Origin of the sequence: Selenomonas oralis, assembly GCF_051603425.1 — a bacterium.
GTDB lineage: Bacteria > Bacillota > Negativicutes > Selenomonadales > Selenomonadaceae > Selenomonas > Selenomonas sputigena_A.
This window is the reverse complement of sequence record NZ_CP194411.1, coordinates 2,144,349-2,169,733: the sequence shown is the minus strand read 5'-3', so window position 1 is coordinate 2,169,733 and position 25,385 is coordinate 2,144,349. Positions and strand designations below refer to the sequence as shown.

31 protein-coding genes are annotated in these 25,385 nt (G+C 45.5%); 1 reads left to right on the top strand and 30 read right to left on the bottom strand.

Going from position 1 to position 25,385, the window contains the following annotated elements; translation table 11 throughout:
• Positions 1-4: 4 nt before the first annotated feature.
• From ACRTGH_RS10325 to ACRTGH_RS10235, 19 genes are all read right to left on the bottom strand, one after another.
• Positions 5-400, bottom strand: coding sequence for an Asp23/Gls24 family envelope stress response protein (locus ACRTGH_RS10325; protein ID WP_368846120.1), 396 nt, complete (start codon positions 398-400; stop codon positions 5-7).
• A gap of 182 nt (positions 401-582) precedes the next feature.
• Positions 583-1,140: an elongation factor P gene (gene efp / locus ACRTGH_RS10320; RefSeq protein WP_368846121.1), complete on the bottom strand. Its 558-nt coding sequence runs from the start codon at positions 1,138-1,140 to the stop codon at positions 583-585.
• Between the two features lie 28 nt (positions 1,141-1,168).
• The gene (locus ACRTGH_RS10315; RefSeq protein WP_368846122.1) at positions 1,169-2,248 is read right to left on the bottom strand and encodes a M24 family metallopeptidase; all 1,080 of its coding nucleotides are present in this window, start codon (positions 2,246-2,248) and stop codon (positions 1,169-1,171) included.
• The gene (gene aroQ, locus ACRTGH_RS10310) at positions 2,245-2,694 is read right to left on the bottom strand and encodes a type II 3-dehydroquinate dehydratase (protein WP_368846123.1); all 450 of its coding nucleotides are present in this window, start codon (positions 2,692-2,694) and stop codon (positions 2,245-2,247) included. The genes ACRTGH_RS10315 and aroQ overlap by 4 nt, the downstream gene beginning before the upstream one ends.
• Before the next feature lie 26 nt (positions 2,695-2,720).
• Positions 2,721-3,005 (bottom strand): acylphosphatase, encoded by a 285-nt coding sequence (locus ACRTGH_RS10305; RefSeq protein ID WP_368846124.1) that lies wholly within the window; start codon positions 3,003-3,005, stop codon positions 2,721-2,723.
• Positions 3,006-3,019: 14 nt separating this feature from the next.
• The gene (locus ACRTGH_RS10300; protein ID WP_368846125.1) at positions 3,020-4,240 is read right to left on the bottom strand and encodes a peptidase U32 family protein; all 1,221 of its coding nucleotides are present in this window, start codon (positions 4,238-4,240) and stop codon (positions 3,020-3,022) included.
• 158 nt (positions 4,241-4,398) lie between these two features.
• A complete protein-coding gene (gene mltG / locus ACRTGH_RS10295) occupies positions 4,399-5,631 on the bottom strand; it encodes an endolytic transglycosylase MltG (protein ID WP_368846126.1) in 1,233 nt (410 codons plus the stop codon).
• 218 nt (positions 5,632-5,849) lie between these two features.
• A complete protein-coding gene (locus ACRTGH_RS10290; protein ID WP_368846127.1) occupies positions 5,850-6,065 on the bottom strand; it encodes a hypothetical protein in 216 nt (71 codons plus the stop codon).
• 38 nt (positions 6,066-6,103) lie between these two features.
• Positions 6,104-6,745 (bottom strand): SagB/ThcOx family dehydrogenase, encoded by a 642-nt coding sequence (locus tag ACRTGH_RS10285; protein ID WP_368846128.1) that lies wholly within the window; start codon positions 6,743-6,745, stop codon positions 6,104-6,106.
• A complete protein-coding gene (hisIE, locus tag ACRTGH_RS10280; protein WP_368846129.1) occupies positions 6,738-7,448 on the bottom strand; it encodes a bifunctional phosphoribosyl-AMP cyclohydrolase/phosphoribosyl-ATP diphosphatase HisIE in 711 nt (236 codons plus the stop codon). The genes ACRTGH_RS10285 and hisIE overlap by 8 nt, the downstream gene beginning before the upstream one ends.
• Positions 7,445-8,203: an imidazole glycerol phosphate synthase subunit HisF gene (gene hisF, locus ACRTGH_RS10275; RefSeq protein WP_368846130.1), complete on the bottom strand. Its 759-nt coding sequence runs from the start codon at positions 8,201-8,203 to the stop codon at positions 7,445-7,447. The genes hisIE and hisF overlap by 4 nt, the downstream gene beginning before the upstream one ends.
• A gap of 1 nt (position 8,204) precedes the next feature.
• On the bottom strand, positions 8,205-8,936 hold the full coding sequence (gene hisA, locus ACRTGH_RS10270; protein WP_368846131.1) for a 1-(5-phosphoribosyl)-5-[(5-phosphoribosylamino)methylideneamino]imidazole-4-carboxamide isomerase: 732 nt from the start codon (positions 8,934-8,936) through the stop codon (positions 8,205-8,207).
• An 11-nt stretch (positions 8,937-8,947) separates the two neighbouring features.
• The gene (gene hisH, locus ACRTGH_RS10265) at positions 8,948-9,559 is read right to left on the bottom strand and encodes an imidazole glycerol phosphate synthase subunit HisH (protein ID WP_368846132.1); all 612 of its coding nucleotides are present in this window, start codon (positions 9,557-9,559) and stop codon (positions 8,948-8,950) included.
• A gap of 11 nt (positions 9,560-9,570) precedes the next feature.
• Positions 9,571-10,155 carry an imidazoleglycerol-phosphate dehydratase HisB gene (gene hisB / locus ACRTGH_RS10260; RefSeq protein ID WP_368846133.1) on the bottom strand — a complete coding sequence of 195 codons (585 nt, stop codon included), beginning with the start codon at positions 10,153-10,155 and terminating at the stop codon, positions 9,571-9,573.
• Position 10,156: 1 nt separating this feature from the next.
• Positions 10,157-11,506: a histidinol dehydrogenase gene (hisD, locus tag ACRTGH_RS10255; RefSeq protein ID WP_368846134.1), complete on the bottom strand. Its 1,350-nt coding sequence runs from the start codon at positions 11,504-11,506 to the stop codon at positions 10,157-10,159.
• Positions 11,503-12,183 carry an ATP phosphoribosyltransferase gene (gene hisG, locus ACRTGH_RS10250; protein WP_368846135.1) on the bottom strand — a complete coding sequence of 227 codons (681 nt, stop codon included), beginning with the start codon at positions 12,181-12,183 and terminating at the stop codon, positions 11,503-11,505. Before hisG ends, hisD begins: the two co-directional genes overlap by 4 nt.
• Positions 12,184-12,322: 139 nt before the next feature.
• Positions 12,323-12,745 carry an HDIG domain-containing metalloprotein gene (locus ACRTGH_RS10245; RefSeq protein WP_368846136.1) on the bottom strand — a complete coding sequence of 141 codons (423 nt, stop codon included), beginning with the start codon at positions 12,743-12,745 and terminating at the stop codon, positions 12,323-12,325.
• A gap of 98 nt (positions 12,746-12,843) precedes the next feature.
• Positions 12,844-14,034, bottom strand: coding sequence for an ATP phosphoribosyltransferase regulatory subunit (gene hisZ / locus ACRTGH_RS10240; RefSeq protein WP_438474306.1), 1,191 nt, complete (start codon positions 14,032-14,034; stop codon positions 12,844-12,846).
• Complete coding sequence (locus tag ACRTGH_RS10235; RefSeq protein WP_368846138.1) at positions 14,015-14,356, bottom strand: YerC/YecD family TrpR-related protein; 342 nt, start codon at positions 14,354-14,356, stop codon at positions 14,015-14,017. The genes hisZ and ACRTGH_RS10235 overlap by 20 nt, the downstream gene beginning before the upstream one ends.
• Before the next feature lie 205 nt (positions 14,357-14,561).
• Here ACRTGH_RS10235 and ACRTGH_RS10230 point away from each other — a divergent pair, with 205 nt between their 5' ends.
• On the top strand, positions 14,562-15,542 hold the full coding sequence (locus tag ACRTGH_RS10230; protein WP_368846139.1) for a site-specific integrase: 981 nt from the start codon (positions 14,562-14,564) through the stop codon (positions 15,540-15,542).
• Positions 15,543-15,652: 110 nt separating this feature from the next.
• Here ACRTGH_RS10230 and pyrR read toward each other — a convergent pair whose 3' ends face one another.
• Genes pyrR through ACRTGH_RS10175 form a run of 11 tightly spaced genes read right to left on the bottom strand, consistent with a single transcriptional unit; the run spans position 15,653 to position 25,376 of the window.
• On the bottom strand, positions 15,653-16,207 hold the full coding sequence (gene pyrR / locus ACRTGH_RS10225) for a bifunctional pyr operon transcriptional regulator/uracil phosphoribosyltransferase PyrR (RefSeq protein WP_368846140.1): 555 nt from the start codon (positions 16,205-16,207) through the stop codon (positions 15,653-15,655).
• 59 nt (positions 16,208-16,266) lie between these two features.
• Positions 16,267-17,193: an RluA family pseudouridine synthase gene (locus ACRTGH_RS10220; protein ID WP_368846141.1), complete on the bottom strand. Its 927-nt coding sequence runs from the start codon at positions 17,191-17,193 to the stop codon at positions 16,267-16,269.
• A 2-nt stretch (positions 17,194-17,195) separates the two neighbouring features.
• Complete coding sequence (gene lspA, locus ACRTGH_RS10215; protein WP_368846235.1) at positions 17,196-17,642, bottom strand: signal peptidase II; 447 nt, start codon at positions 17,640-17,642, stop codon at positions 17,196-17,198.
• Positions 17,643-17,683: 41 nt separating this feature from the next.
• Positions 17,684-18,469 (bottom strand): YlmH family RNA-binding protein, encoded by a 786-nt coding sequence (locus ACRTGH_RS10210; RefSeq protein ID WP_368846142.1) that lies wholly within the window; start codon positions 18,467-18,469, stop codon positions 17,684-17,686.
• A gap of 1 nt (position 18,470) precedes the next feature.
• Complete coding sequence (proC, locus tag ACRTGH_RS10205; RefSeq protein WP_368846143.1) at positions 18,471-19,265, bottom strand: pyrroline-5-carboxylate reductase; 795 nt, start codon at positions 19,263-19,265, stop codon at positions 18,471-18,473.
• A gap of 12 nt (positions 19,266-19,277) precedes the next feature.
• Entirely contained in the window at positions 19,278-19,757 is a 480-nt protein-coding gene (locus ACRTGH_RS10200) for a cell division protein SepF (RefSeq protein ID WP_368846144.1), read from the bottom strand.
• A gap of 15 nt (positions 19,758-19,772) precedes the next feature.
• A complete protein-coding gene (locus tag ACRTGH_RS10195) occupies positions 19,773-20,465 on the bottom strand; it encodes a YggS family pyridoxal phosphate-dependent enzyme (RefSeq protein ID WP_368846145.1) in 693 nt (230 codons plus the stop codon).
• Positions 20,466-20,489: 24 nt separating this feature from the next.
• On the bottom strand, positions 20,490-21,323 hold the full coding sequence (gene pgeF / locus ACRTGH_RS10190; RefSeq protein ID WP_368846146.1) for a peptidoglycan editing factor PgeF: 834 nt from the start codon (positions 21,321-21,323) through the stop codon (positions 20,490-20,492).
• Positions 21,304-23,064: a radical SAM protein gene (locus ACRTGH_RS10185; protein ID WP_368846147.1), complete on the bottom strand. Its 1,761-nt coding sequence runs from the start codon at positions 23,062-23,064 to the stop codon at positions 21,304-21,306. Before ACRTGH_RS10185 ends, pgeF begins: the two co-directional genes overlap by 20 nt.
• A complete protein-coding gene (gene nrdR, locus ACRTGH_RS10180) occupies positions 23,061-23,525 on the bottom strand; it encodes a transcriptional regulator NrdR (RefSeq protein ID WP_368846148.1) in 465 nt (154 codons plus the stop codon). Before nrdR ends, ACRTGH_RS10185 begins: the two co-directional genes overlap by 4 nt.
• A 6-nt stretch (positions 23,526-23,531) precedes the next feature.
• Positions 23,532-25,376 carry a YgiQ family radical SAM protein gene (locus tag ACRTGH_RS10175; RefSeq protein ID WP_368846236.1) on the bottom strand — a complete coding sequence of 615 codons (1,845 nt, stop codon included), beginning with the start codon at positions 25,374-25,376 and terminating at the stop codon, positions 23,532-23,534.
• Positions 25,377-25,385: the final 9 nt, after the last annotated feature.

Below are 25,385 nucleotides of genomic sequence, written 5' to 3'. Positions count from 1 at the left end.
TTTCTTAATGAACGCGGACTTCCTCTTCATCCGGTTCTTCCGCAAAACCAACACCCTGAACATGTACATTGACTTCAACGACAGAAAGGCCTGTCATATTCTCAATAGCCTTTTTGACGTTTTCTTGAACCGCAATAGCGACATCAGGAATACGTGCACCATATTTGACAATCATATAGAGGTCGACAGCTGTTTCCTTTTCCCCCACCTCAACCTTGACGCCCTTCGTGAAACTCTTTTTCCCCAGCATTTCGGCAATACCGCCGGCAATTCCTCCGCTCATTCCCGCAACGCCATCAATTTCCGTTGCAGCAAGACCGGCAATAACACTGACAACCTCATCAGCGATGCGAATAGCACCAATCATTCCCTTCTTGCTTACAATGTTTTCTTCTGCCATGAGAAATACCCCTTTCTAAAAAGAGTGTTCAACTGCATTCCTAATGTAAACTTTCAAGACATATGTTCAGCTGTCACGCGACGAAGTATGATATGCGCTTCAACCCGATCCTAACATAGCAGCATCGCATTATCACAGCTCCACGCTGTACATATAACCTCACACCTTACAGAAAAGAGCCCTTAAGCGCGTTCAATATAGTTTCCCGTACGCGTATCGATACGCAAAACATCGCCTTCATTGATAAAGAGCGGCACTCGCACAACGTACCCCGTTTCAACAGTAGCCATCTTTGTTGCCCCTGTCGCCGTATTTCCCTTGACGCTCGGCTCACACTCCGTTACCTTGAGATTAACAGAATTAGGGAGAGCAATCCCTATAATGCGTTCCTTGAATGTCTGCAAATTAACTTCCATGTTTTCTTGCAGATAGTTCAGTGCATCACCGAGCTGTTCTTTACTGAGTTCCGTCTGCTCATAATTTTCCGTATCCATAAACGTATACATCCCGTCAGCTTCATAAAGGAATTGCATCTTTCGCGTGTCAAGACGTGCTGCAGGCATTTTTTCATTTGGATTGAACGTTCGTTCAATCACTGCGCCAGTTTCGACATTCTTAATCTTTGTCCGCACAAAGGCCGCGCCTTTTCCTGGTTTCACATGTTGAAATTCAACAACTTGCCAAACGCCTCCATCGATCTCAATTGTAAGCCCTGTACGAAAATCTGTGCTTGAAATCATTTGCAGTCCTCCATATCTAGCCTTTCATTCATCCTATTTCAATCAGGTTTTTATCAGCCTGTGTGAGCGGAACTCCCCCCTGTGTCTCCAACAACACCGTATCTTCGATGCGCAAGCCACCCCAACCAGGCAGATAAACTCCCGGCTCAACCGTGATGACCATCCCTTCCTCCAAACGCTCAGTCTTGCTCTTTGGAGAAAGACGCGGCTCCTCGTGAATTTCAAGCCCTACACTATGCCCAAGCCCATGACCGAAATTATCACCATAACCCTTTTCTGTTAGAAAGTCACGAACGACTCTATCAACCGCTTGCCCGGAAACTCCAACCCTTAAATGCTTCACACCGAGAAGCTGAGCTTCGAGTACAGTGTCATACAGTTCACGCTGCTTTTCCGAAGCACGCCCCAGCACTACCGTTCGTGTGATATCGGAATGGTATCCCCGATAAACGGCACCATAATCCATTGTAACAAATTCACCTTCAATAAGCAACTTTTCTGAAGCGATTCCATGCGGCAAACTGCCGCGTTTGCCTGAAGCAACAATCGTCGTAAAAGCAGGCCTTTCTGATCCATGTTTCCGCATGAATGTCTCCATATGTGCAGCAACAGCAATCTCTGATATCCCCGGCCGCAAAAACTGCAGCACATCCCTGAAGGCTTGATCGCTGATTGCAGCAGCTTTTTTCAAACAGTATATTTCGTCCTCATCTTTAATTTCTCGCAGCGATTCCAGGGAAATGCTGCAAAATGCATTATCCCCCATCTGCGGCAGAAGCTTTCTGAATGTATTAAAAATATCGAAGGAAATATCTCTTCCTTCGAAGCCAAGCGAACAACAACCAACTTTTCCCATTAGTTCTGCTGCCTGCTGCCAAAGCCCGTTTTTTTGTTCCACAATTTCAAATACAGTTTCTTGCTTTGCTTGTTCCACATAACGAAAATCTGTAAGTAAAAATTCCCGCTCCGCAGTGACAAAAAGCAAGCTGTCGTCCCCTGTAAAACCGCTAAAATAACGTAAATTAACAAGTTTACTGACGATTACTGCTTCAACACCCCTTTCCTTCATAAAATTGCGCAGCTTTTTCACCCGCTTTGCTATGTTCATCGCCGCGCCTCCACCTTCATCTTGAGAAATATGATTTCCAACGCACCTAAATAACTTTCCGCACCAAACCCAACGACCTGCCCCATGACTACAGGAGCAATCACAGACTTATGCCGAAATTCTTCCCTTTTATGAATATTGGAGAGGTGCACCTCAATAACGGGCACAGAAATAGCAGAAATCGCATCGCGCAAGGCAACGCTGTAATGTGTAAAGGCTGCAGCATTTAGAATAATGAAATCATACTCTCCTTCGGCACCCTGGATAACATCAACAAGCGTCCCCTCATGATTGGACTGACGGAAATCAATTGCAGCCCCCATTTCCTCTGCACGTTTCCGCAGGGTTTCATTGATGTCCTCAAGCGTCAACGCCCCATAGATTTCCGGCTCACGCCTGCCAAGAAGATTGAGGTTTGGGCCATGCAATACCAAGATTTTCGGCAAATTTTCTCCCTCCCAGAAACCATCCACTAGTAACGAATATCAAATCCCTGCGCATCAAAAATGCTTTCCCGCTTCTCGGTTTCAAGGCTCCCCACCCGGATGAAGCCATTTCCTTTCCAAATCTCCTGCCAAAGTACATCGACCGCCTCATGTGTCCCTTGCACTTCCATCGTAACAGAACCGTCGTCCATATTACGAACCCAACCACAAAGACCAAGCTGCAAGGCAGTTTGCTGAACAAAGAAACGAAACCCTACCCCTTGCACACGACCCTCAGCCCTAGCAAAATATCGAACCAGATCTTTCGCCATCATCCACACTCCCTTCATCTTCTTCGACGCAAAACAGCATGATTCTCTACAGGGCGTTCCATCCGCACATAAAATATTTGCTGCGCATGGGCAGCTACTGAAAGGGGACTGCCATCCGCATCAAACATTTCCACGATTTTCTGCGAAAAAGTCTCTCCCTGTGGTTGAAAGACCTCGATGTCTTGTCCAATCCTCAAGTTATTCCTCTGTTCAACCCTTGCCAGACGGTTCGTTGGCTCATAATGAAGCACAAGCCCTACAAAATCCATCGTTTGTTCATAGGAAGTACTCGTGTAAATCTGATCATCCTCATTTGGTTTATGGTCATAAAAAGCACTTGTATAAATGCGGTGTGAAATCTTTTCCATTTCTTCAATCCAAGAACTGCGCAAATGAAAATCTTTTCCCTCTTGTACACAAGCATCAATAGCCTCACGATAAACTTTGACGACACTGGCCACATAGTGGACACTCTTCATACGACCCTCAATTTTCAGGCTATCTATCCCCATGTCCACAATTTCCGACAAAAATGGCAATAAACACAAATCTTTAGAATTCATAACATAAGCGCCATGAGCATCTTCTTCAACTGGAAAAAATTCGCCCGGACGACGTTCTTCCATGATTCCGTACCGCCAACGACAAGGTTGCGCACAAGCACCACGATTAGCATCGCGTCCCGCAAGGTAATTGCTCAAAAAGCAGCGCCCGGAATACGATATGCACATCGCACCATGCACAAACATTTCAAGTTCAACCGTTGTCCGTTCGCGAATGACAGAAATTTCAGAACGTGAAAGTTCACGTGCCAGTACAACACGACTCGCGCCAAGTTTTTGCCATGCATTCACAGAAGCCCAATTCGTATTATTGGCCTGCGTACTGATATGCAAAGGAAGTGTCGGCGCCTTCTCATGCGCGATTGAAAAAACCCCAATGTCGGATACAAGAATCCCATCCACATGGATATCGACAAGAAATGCAAGATATTCCGGTAATTTTTCCAAATCCGTATTATGCGGGAAAATATTCAACGTAACATAAACCTTGCGACTAAGACCATGAGCAAAATGGACGCCTTCCGCCATTTCCTCCCATGTAAAATTTCCTCCCAGAGCTCGCAGCCCAAAAGATTTGCCGCCAAGATAGACAGCATCCGCCCCATAAAGGAGCGCTATTTTTAATTTTTCAAGATTTCCAGCGGGTGCCAAAAGTTCAGGCTTTCTGTTCATGCCGCTTCCCTCTGTTCCATAAACAGTCAGATACAAATTTACCATGAAAACTCAAGAAATCGAACCCTCAGGGCGCAGAATAATTGGCAGTTTTCATGTAAGGGAGCGCACAATGTACACAAAGTAGACATTTGTGCGTTTAGTTTATCATAAAATATTCAACGTACCTTCTGCACAATGGCATCATGTTCCTCATAGGTCCTCGAATAATAATTATGTCCCTCTCGATCAGCCACAAAATAAAGATAATTTGTATCCGCAGGCCAAAGAACAGCCTCAATGGAAGCAATACCGGGATTAGCTACAGGACCAGGCGGTAGCCCCCTGTGCTGATACGTATTATAGGGTGAGTCCATTTGCGTATCCTTGAGACTCACATCTTCCTTGGGCGCATCCATCAAATATTGAAGTGTTGCATCCGATTGAAGCGGCATGCCAATCGCAAGGCGCTTTAAAAAAACCTGTGCGATAATCGGACGATCTTCATCATAACGTGCTTCTTTTTCCACAAGAGATGCGAGAATTACGAGTTCATAAATACTCAATTCTTCTTCTTTGGCACGTGCGCGCATCTTGCGCGTTAACCGCTGGTCAAAGTCACTTGACATCATCGCTAAAATACCGTCAACTGTTATATCACCATCAACTTCATACGTATCCGGAAAAAGAAATCCTTCTGCATAATAGCGTGTTTTCTCATTTTTTTTGATATAGTCATATGGGGCATAATGCTTGGCCGCCTTAAGAAAGTCATCTTTTTTTACGATGCCCTTCGCATCCAAACGCTTAGCAATATCTTCAACAGTAAACCCCTCAGGGATTGTAAAACGTATCTGAACAGTATGCCCTTCCACCAAAGCCTGCAGCACCTCACGCGGTTCCATATTGGTATGAAGCGCATATGTCCCAACTTTGAAATCACCGTCAGAACCATTAAGTTTCGCTGTCAACCAGAACTTCAAACGACTCTGAACAACGCCGCGTTCCTCAAGAATACTGGCCACATCGCTTGCCGTCATACCAGATCGAACCTTGATATAGACATCCTGCTGCTCCGATACAGAATACGATGCAGACGAAGAAAACGCGTACAGGAATCCCCCTATGAGCATGAAGAGCAATAAACCGATTGGCAATATATATTTCTTTACATAACTCGGCCAATGATCTGGTGGAAACCGACGCATTTCTTCAAAATCAAGGCTGTCCTTCCAGTCAAAAATCGTCCTCTTTGCTATGCTCAGATGCTTAAACAGGCTTTCCATGCCTGCTCCCAATAAATCCTGACACTTACGGAGAACACTTTCACCATCCCGCCCCATCCCTGACGCCTTAGAATCCATATTCTTGCGGCTTTCGAGAAATGATGCGAGAAAATCCGGCAATTGCAAAGAAAACATCCCCTTTCATTATATTTCCATTCCATTATACGCAATACCTGTTAAAATTACAACTACATGAAAAATCGGCTTGCGAAATACATTTGCGCTGTTTTTGTTTCCGGGAATCTTTAGCACACAAAAAGGCACTGCTTCGTCCGTAGATCTGGGCAGTGCCTTGTTTTATGAAAAACGATATCAACCTCGAATACAGCGTATGAAATCCGCTTCTATTCCAGTGAACCCAAAATTCCATTTGTCAGGTAAAACTCTTTCAATGCACGTACTATTTCCTTATGCCGTTTTTTATTATCCTCGCATATTACAGGTTCATTCCTGCTCTCATAGGCTGCTCGTCGAAACTTTTCCTCCGAAGCAAGCAGTCTTTTATAATATTGCTGCTCTTCCAAGGAAAGTTCTTTCCATACTTCTTCCAAGGTACGCATAAGCATCAGCCTTCCTGTATCATTGCCCTCCGACTCGTTCAGCACCTCTCCACTTTCCCCACACAAGCAGTATGCACAATCTTCTTCTCTTCGCCATCAAGGGAGAGTGCCTTATGAAGAACTTCCTCATCGTAACTGCTGACAGCGCAGGCCCCCAATGCAAGAGCTTGTGCTGTTAAGTAAAGGTTTTGCCCTACATGCCCTGCATCAAGATAAACATATCGATAAACCTTGCGGCCATATGTCTGTATGCCACGCAAGATATCGGCTACCCAAAGAAAAAGCACGGCACTTTGTTGCAGCATTTCCTGCTCATCAAATGCCCTGAATACAGTTTCTTCAAGTTTTTTCCCAAGACTTACACATTTCAATGCATGGTCAAGTGGTAAAAACTCATAGAGTCCTGGTAAAATTTCTTTCACGTTCCGAATAAAAAGCAAGCTTGTCAACGGATGAAGCGAAGCCGCTGAGGGAACATTACGCAGCGTACGTCCAGTTTCACATACCAATTTTACGCCTTGCGTACACCAAAGCAGATATGAAAGCTCCCTTATGTCCAATGGTTCATCTGTATATTTCCTGCAACTGGAACGGAGTTCGATGAGTTCGAGAAAGCCCATTTCTTTTTCAGGCAAGAGATTAGGATTCGGCAAAAGAATGGTCGTATCTTCTTTAAACATCCGGTCTTATACCATCCTTGCCTGTAAATTGATGATAGCTGCCTCCGCTTCTGCGTTTCATCAATTCAACAAAAAGCTCATCGGGAACAATGCCATGGAACGCCAGAAGTACAAGACAATGATACCAAAGATCGCCCATTTCATAGAGAATATCTGCCTTTTCCATATTCTTGGAAGCAATAATCGTCTCGGCAGCTTCCTCTCCCAGTTTCTTTAAGATTTTATCTTGTCCCTTATCAAACAGGTAGTTCGTATAGGAGCCTTCCACTGGATGAATACGACGTTCCTGGATGACATGATAGACTGCATTGAGAACTTCTGCAAGAGGTGCCTGCGGTTCCTCAGAAATAAGCGCAACCCCGTTCTCATTTTTGGCATCAAGCCTACGACCATTAAAACAAGAATACGTACCCGTATGGCAAGCCACACCTGTCTGATGCACGCGTACGAGGAGCGTATCTCCGTCGCAATCATAGAAAATCGCTTTGACTTTCTGTACATTGCCGGAGGTTTCACCTTTACGCCACAATCTCTTACGCGAACGACTGTAAAACCAGGTAAACCCTGTTTCCAATGTCTTTTCCAGAGCTTCTTCGTTCATATAAGCAAGCATCAATACCTGCCCATTGTCCTCCTGTACAACGGCTGGAACAAGCCCTTTTTCATCAAATTTTATCATAGAAATATCAAACGAAGAATTCATAATCTTACCTCCACGCCTCGATTCTTCAGATAATCCTTTACTTCTTTTATGGTGAATTCACCATAGTGAAAAACAGAAGCTGCAAGAACGGCATCTGCCTTCCCCGCTGTCAGTACATCATAGAAATGTTCCAACTTTCCCGCACCGCCCGAAGCTATGACAGGAACCCCAACCGCTTCAGAAACAGTCTTCGTCAAAGGGATATCATAGCCAGCTTTCGTACCGTCCGCATCCATGCTTGTCAGGAGGATTTCGCCTGCACCAAGCGCTACGCCTCTCCTGGCCCAATCCAGGCAGTCTATTCCTGTCGGAGTCCGTCCACCATTGATATAAACTTCCCATTTGTCCTGACTATTTTTTCTTGCATCAATAGCCAAAACAATACACTGCCTACCGAATTTTTCTGCACTTCGCTGCAAGATTTCTGGATCTTTGACTGCAGCCGTATTGAAAGAAATTTTATCTGCACCTGATTTCAGCAATGTGCGGATATCCTCCGGAGTACGTATACCTCCGCCAACAGTAAAAGGGATAAAGACCTCAGAAGCACAATTTCTTGCTACCTGCACAATTGTAGAGCGATTCTCATGGGATGCTGCAATATCAAGAAAAACAAGTTCATCTGCACCTTCCTTGTCATATCGTGCAGCAAGCTCCACAGGATCGCCTGCATCCCGCAAACCAACGAAGTTTGTCCCTTTGACTACACGGCCGTCTCTTACATCGAGGCAGGGAATAATGCGCTTCGTATACATTCTACCCCTCCTTCGCAGCAAATTCAATGGCTTCACGCAAATCAAGCATCTCGGTATAAATCGACTTTCCGACAATCACACCACAAATTCCCATCTTTCCAAATGCTTTTAATCGACGAATGTCCTCGATTGAATGAACGCCACCCGAAGCTATGACATTAGCACCGCTGGATTTAGCAAGCGCCGCCGTTTCCTCTACATTTACGCCAGATAGAGTTCCGTCTCGTGAAATATCTGTATAAATAAACGTCTGAACTCCAACCTTGACCATTTTCTTCGCCAGCGCACCTGCCGTCACATCCCCTGAGACACCCCAACCATCCACAGCCACAACACCCTTTTTGGCATCGATTCCAACAACGATACGCTCCTTATATCTTTTACAGGCTTCCTCTACGAGAGCAGGGTTTTTCACTGCAACAGAACCAAGAATCACACGATCCACACCCATTTTTAATACGTCTTCGATATTCTCCATGGAACGGATACCGCCACCGAGCTCCACAGAAATATTAACAGCATGCAGAATTCGTTCTATTGTCTCGAGATTCATCGGTTTCTTTTCAACCGCACCATCCAAATCAACGAGGTGAATCATCCTTGCTCCGGCCTCCTGCCATTTCACAGCCACCTCTTCGGGTTTATCAGAAAAAACAGTCTCCTGCGCAAAGTCACCCTTGAACAAGCGCACACATTTTCCATTTCTTATATCAATTGCTGGAATAACGAGCATCTTCCATCCTCCTAGGATTCAACAAAATTTCTCAACACAGCCAATCCAACCTCACCGGATTTCTCAGGATGAAATTGAACTGCCTGTATATTATCTTTTGCCACTGCTGCTGTAACAAGACTGCCGTACGTAGTCCATGCTGTAACAAATTGTTCGGTTCTTGGCCGAGCCTGATAGCTATGAACAAAATAAACATACGGGGCATTTGGAAGATCGCGAAATATATCCTTTTCCTGCCGTGGTTCATTAACAAGCAAAGAATTCCAACCCATATGCGGAATTTTAAGCTTCGGTGCCTCAATCCGACGCACCATTCCCGGCAACAAGGAAAGCCCCGGTACACCAGGAGATTCATCACTGCCCTCAAAGAGGATTTGCAAGCCTACACAGATCCCCAAAAGGGGTTTACCTGCCTTCACCTCGTGCAAAATTTCAGGAATCAATCCCGTTTGCCCAAGACTTTTCATGCAGTCCCCAAAAGCTCCGACACCCGGTAAGAGAATTTTTTCAGCTCTGGATATTGTCTTTATATCGTGTGTGATTTCAACTTCTGCCCCAACAGAAGCCAAGGCCTTACCCACACTGAAGAGATTCCCCACACCATAATCAATGACTGCAATCATACCTGATCCTCCTAGAGCACACCCTTGCTTGATGGTATTCCATCCATACGCGAATCTTTTGCGACAGCTATACGCAAGGCATGACCCAAAGCCTTGAAAATTGCTTCAATTTTATGGTGCGTATTCCTGCCATACAACACTTTGACGTGAAGTGTAATGCCTGCATTGAAAGCAAATGCCCGCAAGAACTCTTCCGTAAGTTCCGTATCGTAACTCCCAACCATCGGCGCCATTTCTCCGCCATCAAAAACAAGATATGCCCGACCGCTGAGATCAATAGCTACAAAGGCAAGAGCTTCATCCATCGGCAAATAAAAGGAACCATAGCGTGCAATGCCCGCTTTATCTCCCACAGCATTCTGGAATGCCTGCCCCAAAGCTATACCGATATCTTCCACCGAATGGTGCCCGTCCACATCAAGATCCCCGCTGCAGGTAATTTTCATATCAAAAAGGCCATGCACAGCAAGAAGCGTCATCATATGATCGAAAAAACCAATGCCGGTCTCGCTTTGGCAGCTACCCCTGCCGTCGAGCTCAATACTGAGCTCTATTTCCGTTTCATTCGTCTTTCTCTTGATTTCTGCCCGACGCATATCAAACCATTCCTTCCTTGCTTCTCAGACGAACAGCATTCGCATGAGCTTGCAAGCCTTCCGCTTCCGCAAGGCGTATAATGTCTGCCTGGACATTCTGCAGCGCGGATTGGCTATAGGAGATAATACTCGTGCGTTTCATAAAGGTTTCAACATTAAGAACGGAATAAAAACGTGCCGTCCCCCCCGTAGGAAGGACGTGGTTCGGACCTGCAAAATAATCGCCCAGCGGTTCGGGAGAATACGCCCCAAGAAATACAGCGCCAGCATGACGCACATAGGGAAGGAGTTCGAAGGGATTTCGTACCAACAGTTCCATATGCTCAGGTGCAGAAATATTTGCATACTCCATCGCTTTCATAATATCTTCCGCAATCACAACAAGACCATTGTTTTCAATGGAAGCCCGTGCAATATCTTCCCGCGGTAAACCCGTGAGCTGTTCTTCCATCAAAGAAGCCACTTGTTGCGCCAATGCCTCACTCGTCGTGATAAGGATGCTTGATGCCAACGTATCGTGTTCTGCCTGACTCAGCATATCAGCCGCCGTATAAGCTGCATTTGCCGTTTCATCGGCAACGATAAGGATTTCGCTCGGACCCGCCAACATATCAATATCACAATGGCCATATACGGCCTTTTTGGCCAGCGTAACGAAGATATTTCCAGGCCCCGTAATCTTATCAACACGTGGAATTGTTTCCGTGCCATAAGCCATAGCAGCAATTGCCTGCGCCCCGCCGATTTTATAAATCTTTGAAACACCCGCAATTTTTGCTGCAAGCAGGACATAAGGATTGATTTTGCCATTTTTAGGCGGCACCATCATAATAATTTCCCGTACACCAGCAACAGCAGCCGGTATCGCATTCATGATAACAGATGACGGATATGCCGCTGTTCCTCCCGGTACATAAATACCTGCACAATCCAATGGAATCAGGGCTTGCCCCAGGATAGAGCCCTGATCGCGATAGGTCAGCCACGAATTTGCTTTCTGTTCCTCATGGTAGCGGCGCACATTGTCTGCAGCCTTTTTCAGGGAAGACAACACTTCCTCATCCGCACTCGCCTCCGCTTCTAAAAACTCAGCTTCCGACACAAGAAAATCCGGTGGTGCAAAATCCGCCTTATCAATCAATTTTGTATATTTAACAACAGCCGCATCGCCATGACAACGCACATCTTTCACAATACGGTCGACCACTTCTGCCGCAGTGAGTTCAGCGCCAAAAAGCCGCCTGTTCGCTTCACGTATTTGGGGGGTTAATTCCACTTGGTCAAAAGGAACTTTCGTCAACAGGCTCCTAATTTGTGCTTCGCCAAGCTCGTTTGCCTTCACGATTTTCATAACAGCAGATCCCCTCTTTTCAAAATACTTTCCAGATTCTCAACCAAACTATGGATACGTTTGAATTTTAGTTTATAACTCACACGATTCACAATAAGACGCGCCGTCGCATCCATGATATGAGCGATTTCCTCAAGGTTGTTTTCTTTCAATGTTGTACCCGTCTCAACAATATCCACGATACTGTCAGAAAGACCAACAAGCGGACCAAGCTCAATTGAGCCATTGAGTTTGATATACTCCATCTGCATTCCCTTATGGGTAAAAAATTTTTCAGCTATATGCGGAAATTTCGTAGCAACACGAGTATGCGCGTAATCTGCAAGCTTGGGGCGACGTTTCGTCTTGTCCACGGCCATCATTAGATGGCACTTCCCAAAACCTAAATCCAGCACTTCATAAACATCTTTTTCAGTTTCGGCCAAGACATCTTTTCCAATGATGCCGATATCAGCCGCACCGTGTTCGACATAGGTCGGCACATCTGCCGTCTTTGCGACAATAAAACGAATTTTTTTATTATCGTTGGAAATAATAAGTTTACGCGATTTTTCCGTCAGACCCTCCGCCGTATAGCCGACGCGAGAAAAAAGTTCTTTGGCCAAACCAAAGAGTTTTCCTTTCGGAAAAGCGATCGTTAAATATTCCTGCTCATTTACATTTACATCTACATCCATCCGTTGCACCTCGAATCAAAAGCTGCCTCGCTGAACCGCAGTCCACCTCGAAAGAAAACGCTCCTAGCTATATTATACTTGTAATTTCACTTGCAGCTCCTTGCATGGAAAAACCATATTTTCCAAATCCATCCTGCCATCAATTCATGCTGTCTGCCTTGCGCAGAAGGCAAAGTTCTACGCTATCGGAAGAAGAGGCGGGCTTATGGTGCAGCCGCACAGCAGCAGCCTCTTTTGCATGGCCAAGACGCAGTAGTTTTTCACTGCCAATCTCGGCATGATGATAATAAACATAAAGCGCCCGGCGAAAAAAAGCCAGACAACCTTCCTTCGCAGGATGCGCACAACGCTGCGCCAACCGTGGAGAAAAATCATGCATAAGAACAGCAAAAACCTTTCCCCATAGGCCAAGATCCCCCTTCATGCGACCAATATCATGGAGCAAGGCAATGCGCACAAGAAACATCCCATCCACACCATCTTTTCCACGAGCCAATTCCATCGCCGTATATGCCGTATACAGTGCATGTCGTTGATCCACGACATCCATGCCATAGAACAATACCTGTTCCTCCTCATCAAGAAATCGGCGGATAAAGACATGATCGTGCGCACATAATTTCGCCGTGAGCCCATAAAAAAATTGCATGATTCTTTGTTTCATGAGATATAAATCAGCTCTTTATAGCCTTTCGCTGCCCTATACTCTTCTGCCCTTTGTTTCGTTTGAGGCAAAAATGCCGTTTCACATACATTTCCCATCTGACGAAGTTCTTGCGCCTTAACCAAAGCATCGTGCAGTTTATCATGCGCATAAGCAATATAATAAGCTTTTTCCGACACTTCATCCTGTCCGCTTTGCCGCGCCCTTGCCAACAGCAAACGTTCAATACCAAGTGCAAAACCAGTAGCGGGACTGGCGTTTCCAAAGTCTGAAAGCAGTCGATCATAGCGTCCACCGCCGCACACCGGATAGCCAAGGCCAGGCGCATAAGCTTCGAAAACCATGCCTGTGTAGTAATTCAAACTGCGAATCACACCTAGATCAAAGCAAACGTATTCGGCAACACCATATTTTTGCAAAAGACGGTAAATTTCCGATAAATTATCGAGGGCACGTCTTCCCTGCTCGTTTAAAACGATAGCATAAGCTTCTTGCAGAACATCATCTTTTCCATGCAAAGTCGGCACTTTTTTCATGGCATCTTTTGCTGCAGGAGAAAGCTCCATGTCATCCACAATACGGGCAAGCGCAACGAGATCGTGCTGCTCCAAAGCCAACGTCACACGCGCCTGTCGTTGTTCATCAAGTTGAAGCTGCCGCATCATTCCGCTGATAAAATCAACCTGCCCAAGGCAGACTTGAAAATCCTTTAACCCCGCAGCTTTTATACTTTCTATCGCTAGGGCAATCACTTCCGCATCAGCGGCAACAGAGCTGCTGCCGATGAGCTCAACACCACCTTGGTTAAATTCACACTGGCGGCCGGCCTGCGCCTGCTCGTACCGAAAAACATTGCTGATATAAGCGAGCTTCAATGGAAACGTTTCATCCCTCATGCGGCTGGAAACAAGCCGTGCAATCGGTGTTGTCATTTCATATCGCAAAGCCAATGTCTCGTTATTCTTATCAAAGAATTTGAACATATGCGGCTCAAGATAACGACCATTGCCAACCGTCATTGTCGTAAGATATTCAATGACAGGCGTTACGACCTCGTCATAGCCCCATTGCCGAAAAATCCGCATCAAGGAATTTTCCACATTTCGCTTTTCCGTTGCCTCCTGTGGCAAAAAATCTCTTGTCCCGTAAGGTATGCCAAAAACAAAGTCATTTCCCGGCATCTTCATCCACCTCTTGCCTTGTCTTCGATGTCTTTTTGCGCCGCAGCCTCTCCAATATGATTTCATAACCATCCGCACCGTAATTCAGGCAGCGTTTTACACGACTGATTGTCGCCGTGCTGGCGCCCGTACGATCCACGATTTCATCGTATGTATGTCTTTGTCGCAGCATATACGCCACCTCAAGCCTCTGAGCCATCGCCTTGAGCTCTCCGACTGTGCAAATATCCTCAAAAAAGGCATAGCATTCCTCTGTGTTGCGCAAGAGCAAAATAGCTGTCATGAGTTGATCACTCAACTCATTCTGCAACTTCTGATTCAGCATCATGTCTCATCCCCGTTCAGTTTTATGTCTTTAATACTTTACACTACGAAAATACGCCTTTATTATAACACCTCGCTCTTCAAGCTGCAAGTTTATCTAGAAAATCCTCAAAAATCCTGTATAATAATAATGATACAAACTTATTGGACAAGGGATCGGTATATATTTCTGTCATCCTGCTGTCCCTTCTATCATGGAGTGTTGAAAAATGGAGATACGAAAAGATTTCATGCTGGTCGGAAATCAGGAAATCGAACAAAACAACAGACTTTCAGCTAAAAGCAAACGCAGGCTCAAAAAAAGCAAGGCATTCAATACGATAAAATCATATGCAAGCGATTGGAATGACTTTGCCGATTGGTGTGATCATCATGGTCTCGAATCCCTGCCGGCAGAACCAGAAACCATTGTCAACTACATAAACGATCTTGCAGATAATGCCAAGGCAAATACCGTTTCACGCCGTGTTACAGCCATTTCAGAAAATTACATAGCAGCAGGTTACAAGCGCGACAACCCTGCCCATTCCGGACTTGTACGGAACGCCATAGCTGCCATTCGCCGGGAAAAAGGAACCTTTCAGCACGGAAAAGCGCCGATTCTTTTGGAAACGCTCTACTTACTGTCCGACAGCTTTGGCGATGACGAGACTTCCATCCGCGACAAAGCACTTCTGCTGCTAGGCTTTGCAGGAGCATTTCGTCGTTCCGAACTCGTCTCCCTGCTTGTGGAGGACATCACGTTTTCTTCAGAAGGCATGGTTGTCTTTATTGGAAAATCCAAAAGTGATCAATTGGGCAAAGGTAATTATATCGGCATCCCCTATGCACCCGATTCTGAAATCTGTGCCGTTCGGGCTCTCAAAGCTTGGCTTTCCCTCAGCGGCTTAAAAAGAGGACCCATTTTTCGGCCTTTCAAGCGTAACCACGAGCTTCGTGATGCGCAACTATCGGATAAATCGGTTGCACTAATCGTCAAGAAATATATCAAACGAGCCGGTCTCAACGAAGCTGACTTCGCAGGGCACAGCCTCAGGCGAGGATTTGCCACAAGTGCTGCTCAGCATGATGTCGATGCCCTGACAATCATGCGGCAAACACGCCATAAATCAGAAAAAATGGTGCATCGCTACATCGAACAGGGAAATATTTTTAAAGATAATCCTTTGGCGCGTATGTTTGGCAAATAAGTCAAACAACCATAGCGGCATCTCCCTCACTACAAATAATTGGGAACATTTTCATCACAGAAAAAGGACGCCTCACAGAAATGCATGAGGCGTCCTTTTTCCCAAAAGATCTACGGTTCTTTCTGCTCGGAAAGAACCACTTTTTCGTCTCCATCATTTTCTTTCAATACGACACGAATCTCCTCTTTAGAAGATGTAGGTACGTTCTTTCCTACAAAATCAGCACGAATCGGCAATTCCCGGTGCCCACGGTCAATCAATACGGCAAGTTGTATGCTTTTGGGCCGCCCCATATCAATCAAGGCATCAAGTGCAGCACGAATCGTTCGTCCCGTATAAAGAACATCATCGACAAGAACGATTGTTTTGCCGGTAATATCGTAGGGAATCTCTGTTTCACGAACCACAGGCTGATAAGACAACGTAGAAAGATCATCTCGGTAAAGCGTGATATCAAGGATCCCCATCGCCGGTTTTGTTCCCTCAATTTTTTCAATCTCTGAGGCGATCCGTTCTGCCAAAGGAATACCACGCGTACGTATGCCAACAAGGATAACATTTTTTGTCCCTTTATTTTTCTCTACAATTTCATGTGAAATTCGCGTAAGCGCTCTACGAATCCCATCTATGTCCATCAAAACAGTCTTATCAACAAGGATTGCCATATCACCCTTCTCCTCTCAAATTCAGCACAGAAAACAGCCTTCTTCCAAGAGCCTCATTTCTATTTATTCCTTCTATCAGCCTTTTTGCGGAGCTTGAATAAAATTTTCTGCATATCCTCAGGAAGTTCGGCCTTAAAGTGCATTTTTTCCCCTATGCGCGGGTGTACAAACTCCAATTCATAGGAATGAAGCGCCTGTCCCCCTATGTCACAAGAATCCTTTTTCCCATATTTCGGATCACCTAGAAGGGGATGTCCAATATAAGCCATATGAACGCGAATCTGGTGCGTACGTCCCGTCTTAAGTCTGCACTCTACCAATGTATACGAACCAAAACGCTCCAGCACCCGAAAAAGTGTTGTGGATTCCTTCCCGCCGTCCCGCACGACAGCCATTTTTTTTCGCTCTGTCGGATGGCGGCCGATAGCAGCACGAATAATACCATGATCTTCCTCAACATTGCCGCAAACAATAGCCCAATATATGCGGTTTGCCACTTTCAAGCGAATCTGTTCAGCCAAATTCACATGTGCCTCATCATTTTTTGCCACAATCATAACGCCGGAAGTGTCCTTATCCAAGCGATGAACTATACCCGGTCGGATAATGCCGTTAATTCCGGACAAGTCTTTACAGTGATAAAGCAACGCATTAACAAGCGTTCCAGTATAAACTCCGGCAGCCGGATGGACGACCATCCCCCGAATTTTATTAAGGACGACGATGTCCCCATCTTCATAAAGAATGTCCAAAGGGATATTCTCCGGTAAAATTGAAAGTTCTTGCGGTTCAGGAGGCTGAAATTCTATCGTATCCATTACACCCAATTTATAATTCGGTTTGTGAATCCTCCCATTGACAAGGACTGCCCCCTCCACAATCAGCTTTTGCATATGTGAACGAGAAAATTCAGGATATTGACGCGCCAAAAAGACATCAAGACGTATCCCCGCCTGTGCAACACTTATAGAAACTGCATCCTTCATCCTCATGAATTCTCCACATGATGCATTTTGAAAAGAATAGCATATATAATGGAACAAACACCGATTACAATAGCAATATCGGCAATATTAAAGACGGGCCATACACGAAAATCAAAAAAATCGATAACATGACCAAAACGTATGCGATCGATGAGATTGCCAAATGCCCCTCCTAAGAGTAAGGCCGCACCATACCGAAATAACAGGCATTGACGACAGATATAAGGATAAAGAACGCCTCCCAAAAGCAAAATAGCGATGCCCATGACAATAAAAAAAAGACGCTGATGTGCAAGAATGCCAAATGCAGCACCAGGATTCAATACAAACGTAATATGAAAGACATCCTGGATAACTGGAATCGACATCCCGGGGGACATCTCAACTTGAACAATCATCTTGATAAGCTGATCCAAAAAAACCGTACACACACTTAGTAAAATCGGCACTGTAAGCATCTCAGTCCTTCCCTTGCTTTATAAAGGTTCTCCTAGATGTAACGATTAAGAACTACGCTGATACGTCCCTTTTTTGTTTTTCCACGTATCTCTGTCACCTCAAGTCTTCCTCTGCCGCGCATGGAAAGCATATCGCCTTCCTTGACTGACTGAGAAGAGCCTTTCGCTGCCTGCCAATTAAGTTTGAGTTTATCTGCTGCAATATCTGCAGCTGCACGACTGCGGGATATGCCAAAACCTGCCGCCGCGATAGAATCCACACGCAAGGAAGCCACGGTAGCGCGTATCTCCTTGCAGCGTTCCTCTCTCGGAGCAAGCTCGTGCAAGAACCCCATCGCACAACTGATATGAATTGGACCAATTTGCATACAGTTCTGCAAAAGAACATTCGCCATATTTTCTTTCACAACAATTTTGGCAGCTCCCTGTTGGATCTGAAAGTCTCCAAGAACATCGCGTTCGATTCCCAACCCCATAAGAGCCCCAAGTATATCACGATGTGAAAGTCGCGCAAAATCACTCTTCCAAGTCATCTGGACAACAGCGATTTCCCAAGATGGTGTTCCTTGAAAATCCTTGTGTTGAAAAACGGCTCGTTTACGTTCCGCCCCCATATAACCGCCATTAAACGAAACATTCAACTCTTCAAAATTTGCAGCCACAACTTCAGCAATTTCCTGTCCAAAAGGGTCAAGAAAATCTGTCAAACGAAACTTTTGATTCCTCATTGCCTTTTCCGCTGCTTCCACTAATTTTATCGCGAGTTCTTCACCCTCCGAACCACGATAAAAACGCAATATCTTTTCTCGATCCGACATATCAATTCCCCAAATTTCTGGATTTTTCTGCTGCCGCTACTACTGCATCAAGAAAGGCTCCCCTCACGGCACGCTCCTCAAGGACACGAAGTCCTGCAATCGTCGTACCGTTTGGCGACGTAACCTGATCACGCAGTTCATCGGGATGTCTTTCCGTTTCCAATACCATTTTTGCCGCTCCAAATACGGTCTGTGCTGCAAGAAGCACTGCTGCCTTACGCGGCAGACCGGCAGCCACGCCGCCATCCGAAAGGGCATCTATAACGAGAAACATAAACGCCGGCCCACTGCCGGAAAGCCCGGTAACAGCATCCATCAAAGATTCTTGAAGACAAATCGTTTTTCCCGAGGCATGCAAAAGCTCCGTCAAACGCGCTTCCGCTATGGCATCCGCATAGGCCCCCAGAGCATAAGCTGACATACCCGCCCCTACCGCAACCGGTGTATTAGGCATAACACGAACAACAGGCTGTCCTGGAACAATTTTCTCCAGCTTTGCCAAAGGAAAACCCGCCACGATAGAAACAAGAACCGTATCTTTACGCAGCCGAACTTTGATTTCCTCGAGTGCAGCAATAGCGGAATTCGGTTTGACGGCAAGGAATACCATATCCACATCCTCGATAAAGGACGCATTGGCAAATGTCTGCACATGATATTTTTCGTGCAGATCCTTCATCCGTGCAGCATTATGTTCGGACACCAAAATCTCTTCAGGTTCCAAAACATGCTTATCCAGAATCCCCGCAATGAAGGCCTCCGCCATCATGCCTCCGCCAACAAACCCAAGTTTCATGCTCTTACCGCCTTATTTCTTCAGCCAAGGCATCTCTGCCGAAACGGATTTCTTATCCTCCGAATAAGAGATATTGACATTGCTCGGCGCACAAAAAAACACATCATGTCCGACCTTTTTTATTTCGCCATTCAACGCATAAATCGTGCCACTAATAAAATCCATAATCCGTCTCGCCTCTTCGCCCATAGTATTTTCAACATTAATAACAACAGGTCGTTTTTCCCGCAAACAATTTGCAACCTGCTGAGCGTCATCAAAAGACTTGGGCTCAATGACAATAACCTTCATCTTATAAGAAGCAACATTATTGATCGCCGCATTCGCAGCTGCACTCTGAAAATTAACGACATTGGTGGCGGAAGACGCTTCTGTTTCTATATCCTCTGTGTCTTCAAAATCCTCGTATTCCTCACGCGATTCCCTTTTATCGTTAATGTCTTCCGGATCAATCAAGCCGATTTTTCCACAAACTTTATCGATGAAGCCCATCCGGTTTCCCCTCCTTCAATATTGACGCGGCCCGAAAATGGCCGTACCGACACGAACGATATTGGCGCCTTCCTCAACAGCAATCCGATAATCATGTGTCATACCCATTGACAAGTATACTATATTCGCCGTTTTCCAAGGTAATTCCTTTGTTCTTTGAAAAATTTCATACATTTCCCGAAAAAGCGGTCGTGTTTTTTCAACATCTTCATAGTTTGGTGCAATGCACATCAAGCCTCTAAGTCTCAAATGCGGCAAATCATCCAATTCCTCAAGCATCGGTTGAAGCTTTTCCGTATATATGCCAAATTTCGCTGCTTCTTTAGCCAAATTGACTTGTACCAAGACATCCTGCACTTTTCCAATATTCGCCGCTTCCTTTTCCAATGTCAAAGCCAGTTCCATTGTGTCTACAGAATGAATCAAATCAAACATACGCACAGCATACTTCGCCTTATTTTTCTGCAAATGACCAATAAGGTGCCATACAGGCCTGCGCTCTAATATGTTAAACTTATCACGGGCTTCCTGTATGCGATTCTCGCCTATATCGGATACCCCTGCATCAATAGCCTCACGCATGGCTTGTACATCATGATTTTTGGTTACAGCCACAAGTTTGACCGATTCATTTTTATCAGCAAAAATCCGCTTTGCCTTGCCAGCTTCGATGGTTTGCAAAACCTTGCGCAAATTTTCCTCAATCAACCTGTTCCCCTCCAGCAACCCATATCAATCAGATTGTTCGACAACATCCGTTAATGAAATCAAGGCAGCGAATCTGCCAGTTGTTCCCTGCGCCTTCCGATAAGAATAAAAAAGCTCTGCACTGCATTTTGTACAGACATCAGCACTATCTATATGCCTAGGCAAAAGCCCTTCCTCTTCAAGCTGAAGACGATTCGCCGCCCATAAATCAATAAAGATCCGCCCCTCTGATGAATATGAAATAATTTCAGGATACTGTGGAAATGCCTTACAGAACTTTTCAGAAACCGCCTCGCTTACCTCAAAGCAACACGGCCCAATCGCCGGAGCAATACCTGCAAGAACGTCCTCCGGGCGCGAATTACATTCCTGCCGCATCTGTTGCACAGTTTTCTGGGTAATTCTAGAAACCGTTCCTTTCCAACCAGCATGCGCTGCTGCAACTACACGCTGCACAGGATCGTAAAAGAGTACGGGGACACAGTCCGCAAAGCATAACATAAGAGGAACGTCCAATTCATTCGTAATCAGTGCATCCGCCTGTAAAACAGAATCATCATAAACCTTCGAACCGCGCCCCGCCTCATCACTCCGCACACGATGTACTCTTTCACCATGTACCTGGCGCAATGTGACAAGCCTTTCCGGTTTTACGCAAAGCGTCTCACAAAAAAGACGACGATTCGCGCATACAGCATCCGCTTCATCCCCTGTATGAAGCGCCATATTCAAAGAAGCAAACGGCAGCTTTGATACACCGCCTAGACGCGTGGAAATGCCGTGTACAAGTCCTTCCTGGGGAAAAAGTGAAAACTGACCAAACCAGATTCCCTTGCCATTATGTCTCAACTGAAACATATCTGCCCTCCATTTTATCACAAACACCGCAGCGTGTGCACCCTGGAAAACAAGGTTTTGTAACTTTTAAAGCTTTTGCACGTTTGAGTTCATCGTAGAGATATTGACGTGGATATCCCATATCAAGCCGATCCCAGGGGAAAAGTGCATCTGCCTGGTATGTGCGCCCCAAAAATTCATCCATATCAAGATTCTCCTGCCGCAGTGCATGCTTAAAAGACTTTTCGCCGCCTGTCAAAAAAGCGTCATACAGAGCACGGGATACCCTTCTGCCGCCTCGGGCAAGAACGCCTTGGATATAAGCGCTCCTCGGCGATTCAGCGATGATTCGAATGTTTTTATGAGCATGCAGCCCCTTACGTATACGCTTGAGTGAATCCTTTACCCATTTCTGCGAAGCCATTGGTAGCCACTGAAATGGAGTAAACGGTTTAGGAATAAACGGATTGATACTCAAAGTGATATTGGCATGTTCATTTTTTCCTTGAATATAATCCTGCAAACGCAAGGTCATTGCGATAATGTCATCTATATCGGATATTTCCTCATACGGCAAGCCAATCATGATGTAAAGACGAAATTGACGAATACCCGCTTCAAGAGACAATTCAATGGTATGAAAGAGATGCTCTTCTTCAATTCCCTTGTTAATAATCTTCCTCATGCGGATACTGCCAGCTTCAGGGGCAAGAGTAATTGTACGCAGCCCGCTCTTTTTCAGGGACTGCACAAGCTCAAGCGTAACAGAATCCGCTCGAAAAGAGGCTACCGACATTCCCATCCCTTCATTCAGAATAAGCTTACAAAGAGTGTCGATTTCCGGATAATCAGAAATCGCCGCCCCCATCAGACCTATTCTTTTCCGGTACTTTTTGGCCTCGTTTACTTCTTTTTCCAACACGGCAAGTGAACGGTTTCGCGGTTGACGAAAACAATAGCCAGCCATGCAAAAACGGCAATGCCTGCCGCAGCCGCGCGCCGTCTCTATCAGATAGAGGTTGAATTCCGTATCCTCTGTGACAATGACCGTATGGGCTGGAAAAGCATCAAGATTTTTGACCCACTGCCGCGAAACCTTGGCAGGCGCACCTTGCAGAGGTTGAATTCTGCGCAGATTGCCTGTTTCATCGTATGCATGATGATAAAGCGAGGGAATGTAAACTCCCTCGATGCGCGAAAACAATTGCAGTATTTCTATGCGGGAAAGTTGATTCTTCAAAGCTTCAGCATAGACATCCATCAGTTTTGGCATGATGACTTCGCCTTCACCAATAATAAAGGCATCGACAAAGAGACTCAACGGCTCGGGGTTGAATGTCGCACAGGGGCCACCCGCCAAGACAATCGGATCCTTTTCTCCCCGTTCCTCTGCCAGAAGACGAACCTTACCCATGTCCAAAATGCGCAGAAGATTGAAATAATCCATCTCAAAAGAAACGGCAAAACCAATCAAAGGAAAGCGATAAAGCGGCAGTTGGTTTTCAACACTTAAAAGCGGTGTGTCCGTATGTTCATATTCTGCCCGCTCCTCCGCAGTAGGCAGAAAAAAACGTTCGCAGGCAACATCCTCCCTGCGATTCAAAAGCTCATAGATGATATGAAAGCCAAGGTTTGACATCCCGACAAAATAAGAATTAGGATAGACCAAAGCAAAGAGGCGACGGGTTCCCAGCGGAAAAGAAAAATACCCCTGCTCCTTTTTCAGCTGGTCGCGCAGCCGCCGTTTGATTTTCCAGCTCAAGACTTATTTTTCTCCTTGAGAAGCGCTTCCATCTCTTCGCGAAATCCACTGATATCCGCAAATTTGCGATAGACTGAAGCAAAACGGATATAAGCCACCTCATCAAAAGTCCTCAGTTTTTCCATCACAAGTTCCCCGATATCTCTGGTTCGCACCTCGCGATCCATCGTATTGCGCAGTTCCTTTTCGATTTCATCCGCCAGCGCCACGATGCGCTCCGTAGGAATATCACGCTTATCGCAGGAACGAATCAATCCGTTCAAAAGTTTATTGCGGTCAAATACGACCCGACGTCCATCGTTCTTAATAACCATCAAAGGAATCTTTTCCACTGTTTCATACGTCGTAAATCTTTTCCCACAGGATGTGCATTCCCTCCGACGGCGAATCGTATTTCCGTCATCTGCCGCGCGCGAATCAATGACACGGCTGTCAATCTCTTTGCAAAATGGGCAGCGCATTTAGCATCAGAACCTCCTATTTTTCACGTTTCTTTTGTTTTTTCTATCTCGAATCTTTGCTTTGTTCCGAGGACGCAGCAAACATTTTGCGCCATAACCAATAAGATCTTCTCTGCCTGCCAAACGCAAAGCTTTTCGAACAAGAGGCTCATTCTTCGGCAGCCAATATTGCAAAAGCGCACGTTGCATAGCTTTTTCCTCAGTACTTTTCGCCGTATAGACTTTTTCACCTGTCAATGGGTTTAATCCTGTATAGTACATACAAGTAGAAAGCGTGCCCGGTGTCGGGATAAAATCTTGCACTTGCTCTGGATGATATCCCATATCACGGATAAATTCCGCAAGCTCGACAGCATCTTCTAAATGTGCTCCCGGATGGCTTGACATGAAATACGGTACGAGGTATTGCTTTTTTCCAATCTTCTTGTTCATTTTCTCAAATGCTTCGACAAAACGCAGATATACTTCCTTGTTTGACTTTCCCATCAGGCGCGTAACGCGATCCGATATATGTTCCGGCGCAATTCTCAATTGTCCGCTGATATGATAACGACACAATTCTTCAAGAAATCCATCATCTGTCTGCTGTAAATAATCAAAGCGCACGCCTGAGCGTATAAAAACTTTCTTCACCTTGGGCAACGCACGCAAACTCTTGAGAATAGCGAGATATGTCGTATGATCTGCTTCTAAATTTTTACATGGCGAAGGCGAAAGACATGCTTTGTTTCGGCATGTTCCATGCTCCAGTTGCAATTTGCAGGACGGCTCGTAGAAATTAGCCGTCGGACCACCAACATCATGGATGTAGCCTTTGAAATCCGGCAAGGCGCTCAAACGTTTTGCTTCGCACACGAGAGAGTTTTTGCTTCTATGCTGAATAACTCTTCCCTGATGCGAAACAATGGCACAAAAATGACAGCCGCCAAAGCATCCTCGCTGACTGACGAGGCTAAACTTCACCTCCTCAATGGCAGGCACTCCGCCTTGCTTCTCATAAGAAGGATGCGGCGCATAACAATAGGGCAGCTCATAGACCTCATCCATCTCCTCGACAGACAAAGGAGCTGCCGGTGGATTCTGCACAATACAAACAGCACCATTTTGTTGGATAAGTCTGCGCCCTCGAAAAGAATCTTGTTCCAAGTATTCCATACGAAACGCTTTTGCAAAAAGCGGCTTATTCCTGGTGATTTTCTCATAAGAGGGAAGTTCTATATAATCCCAGACATAATCCTTATTGGGTACGCTATAGCAAGTACCGCGTATATCCTGGATATTTCCTATCGACACGCCCCTATGAAGTTCAGCAGCAATTTCCAATATTTGCCGCTCTCCCATACCGTAGATGAGAAGATCTGCACCACTTTCCTGCAAAATGGAAGGACGCACCCCATCAAGCCAGTAGTCATAGTGCGCTAAGCGTCGCAGGCTCGCCTCAATGCCGCCAATCACAACGGGAACCCCGGGCCAAATCTCACGCAATTTCTTTGTATAGACTACAACGGCTCTTTCCGGCCTGCAATTCATACGTCCACCCGGAGAATAAACATCCCGATGGCGCAGTTTTTTTGCTGCTGTAAATTTATTGAGTGCAGAATCAAGGTTTCCGCTTGAGACAAGAAAGGCAAGCCGAGGCTTGCCTAAACGACAAAAATCCTTTGTTGTACGCCAATCGGGTTGGGCAATAATACCGACACGATAACCCCTTTTTTCCAAGATACGACAAATAATGGCTGCACCAAAACCCGGATGATCGACATAGGCATCCCCAGAAACAAAGATGAAATCCAGCTCATCCCAACCCCTTTGAGCCATATCTTCTTTGTTCAAGGGTAAAAAATCACACATTGCCTTCTT

Excerpts from the sequence above, each read along its gene's own strand:
- ACRTGH_RS10220 (WP_368846141.1), bottom strand. The coding sequence starts at position 17,193 with ATGAAGGATGCAGTTTCTATAAGTGTTGCACAGGCGGGGATACGTCTT.
- pyrR (WP_368846140.1), bottom strand. The coding sequence starts at position 16,207 with ATGGCAATCCTTGTTGATAAGACTGTTTTGATGGACATAGATGGGATT.
- ACRTGH_RS10235 (WP_368846138.1), bottom strand. The coding sequence starts at position 14,356 with ATGATGCTGAATCAGAAGTTGCAGAATGAGTTGAGTGATCAACTCATG.
- hisZ (WP_438474306.1), bottom strand. The coding sequence starts at position 14,034 with ATGAAGATGCCGGGAAATGACTTTGTTTTTGGCATACCTTACGGGACA.
- hisG (WP_368846135.1), bottom strand. The coding sequence starts at position 12,183 with ATGGATGTAGATGTAAATGTAAATGAGCAGGAATATTTAACGATCGCT.
- hisIE (WP_368846129.1), bottom strand. The coding sequence starts at position 7,448 with ATGAATTCTTCGTTTGATATTTCTATGATAAAATTTGATGAAAAAGGG.
- ACRTGH_RS10175 (WP_368846236.1), bottom strand. The coding sequence starts at position 25,376 with ATGTGTGATTTTTTACCCTTGAACAAAGAAGATATGGCTCAAAGGGGT.
- pgeF (WP_368846146.1), bottom strand. The coding sequence starts at position 21,323 with ATGTTTCAGTTGAGACATAATGGCAAGGGAATCTGGTTTGGTCAGTTT.
- ACRTGH_RS10210 (WP_368846142.1), bottom strand. The coding sequence starts at position 18,469 with ATGTCGGATCGAGAAAAGATATTGCGTTTTTATCGTGGTTCGGAGGGT.
- hisF (WP_368846130.1), bottom strand. The coding sequence starts at position 8,203 with ATGTATACGAAGCGCATTATTCCCTGCCTCGATGTAAGAGACGGCCGT.
- proC (WP_368846143.1), bottom strand. The coding sequence starts at position 19,265 with ATGAAACTTGGGTTTGTTGGCGGAGGCATGATGGCGGAGGCCTTCATT.
- hisD (WP_368846134.1), bottom strand. The coding sequence starts at position 11,506 with ATGAAAATCGTGAAGGCAAACGAGCTTGGCGAAGCACAAATTAGGAGC.
- hisB (WP_368846133.1), bottom strand. The coding sequence starts at position 10,155 with ATGCGTCGGGCAGAAATCAAGAGAAAGACGAATGAAACGGAAATAGAG.
- ACRTGH_RS10315 (WP_368846122.1), bottom strand. The coding sequence starts at position 2,248 with ATGAACATAGCAAAGCGGGTGAAAAAGCTGCGCAATTTTATGAAGGAA.
- ACRTGH_RS10300 (WP_368846125.1), bottom strand. The coding sequence starts at position 4,240 with ATGAACAGAAAGCCTGAACTTTTGGCACCCGCTGGAAATCTTGAAAAA.
- ACRTGH_RS10230 (WP_368846139.1), top strand. The coding sequence starts at position 14,562 with ATGGAGATACGAAAAGATTTCATGCTGGTCGGAAATCAGGAAATCGAA.
- hisH (WP_368846132.1), bottom strand. The coding sequence starts at position 9,559 with ATGATTGCAGTCATTGATTATGGTGTGGGGAATCTCTTCAGTGTGGGT.
- nrdR (WP_368846148.1), bottom strand. The coding sequence starts at position 23,525 with ATGCGCTGCCCATTTTGCAAAGAGATTGACAGCCGTGTCATTGATTCG.
- ACRTGH_RS10290 (WP_368846127.1), bottom strand. The coding sequence starts at position 6,065 with ATGCGTACCTTGGAAGAAGTATGGAAAGAACTTTCCTTGGAAGAGCAG.
- hisA (WP_368846131.1), bottom strand. The coding sequence starts at position 8,936 with ATGCTCGTTATTCCAGCAATTGATATAAGAAATGGAAAATGTGTGCGC.
- ACRTGH_RS10285 (WP_368846128.1), bottom strand. The coding sequence starts at position 6,745 with ATGTTTAAAGAAGATACGACCATTCTTTTGCCGAATCCTAATCTCTTG.
- ACRTGH_RS10200 (WP_368846144.1), bottom strand. The coding sequence starts at position 19,757 with ATGGGCTTCATCGATAAAGTTTGTGGAAAAATCGGCTTGATTGATCCG.
- efp (WP_368846121.1), bottom strand. The coding sequence starts at position 1,140 with ATGATTTCAAGCACAGATTTTCGTACAGGGCTTACAATTGAGATCGAT.
- ACRTGH_RS10305 (WP_368846124.1), bottom strand. The coding sequence starts at position 3,005 with ATGGCGAAAGATCTGGTTCGATATTTTGCTAGGGCTGAGGGTCGTGTG.
- ACRTGH_RS10325 (WP_368846120.1), bottom strand. The coding sequence starts at position 400 with ATGGCAGAAGAAAACATTGTAAGCAAGAAGGGAATGATTGGTGCTATT.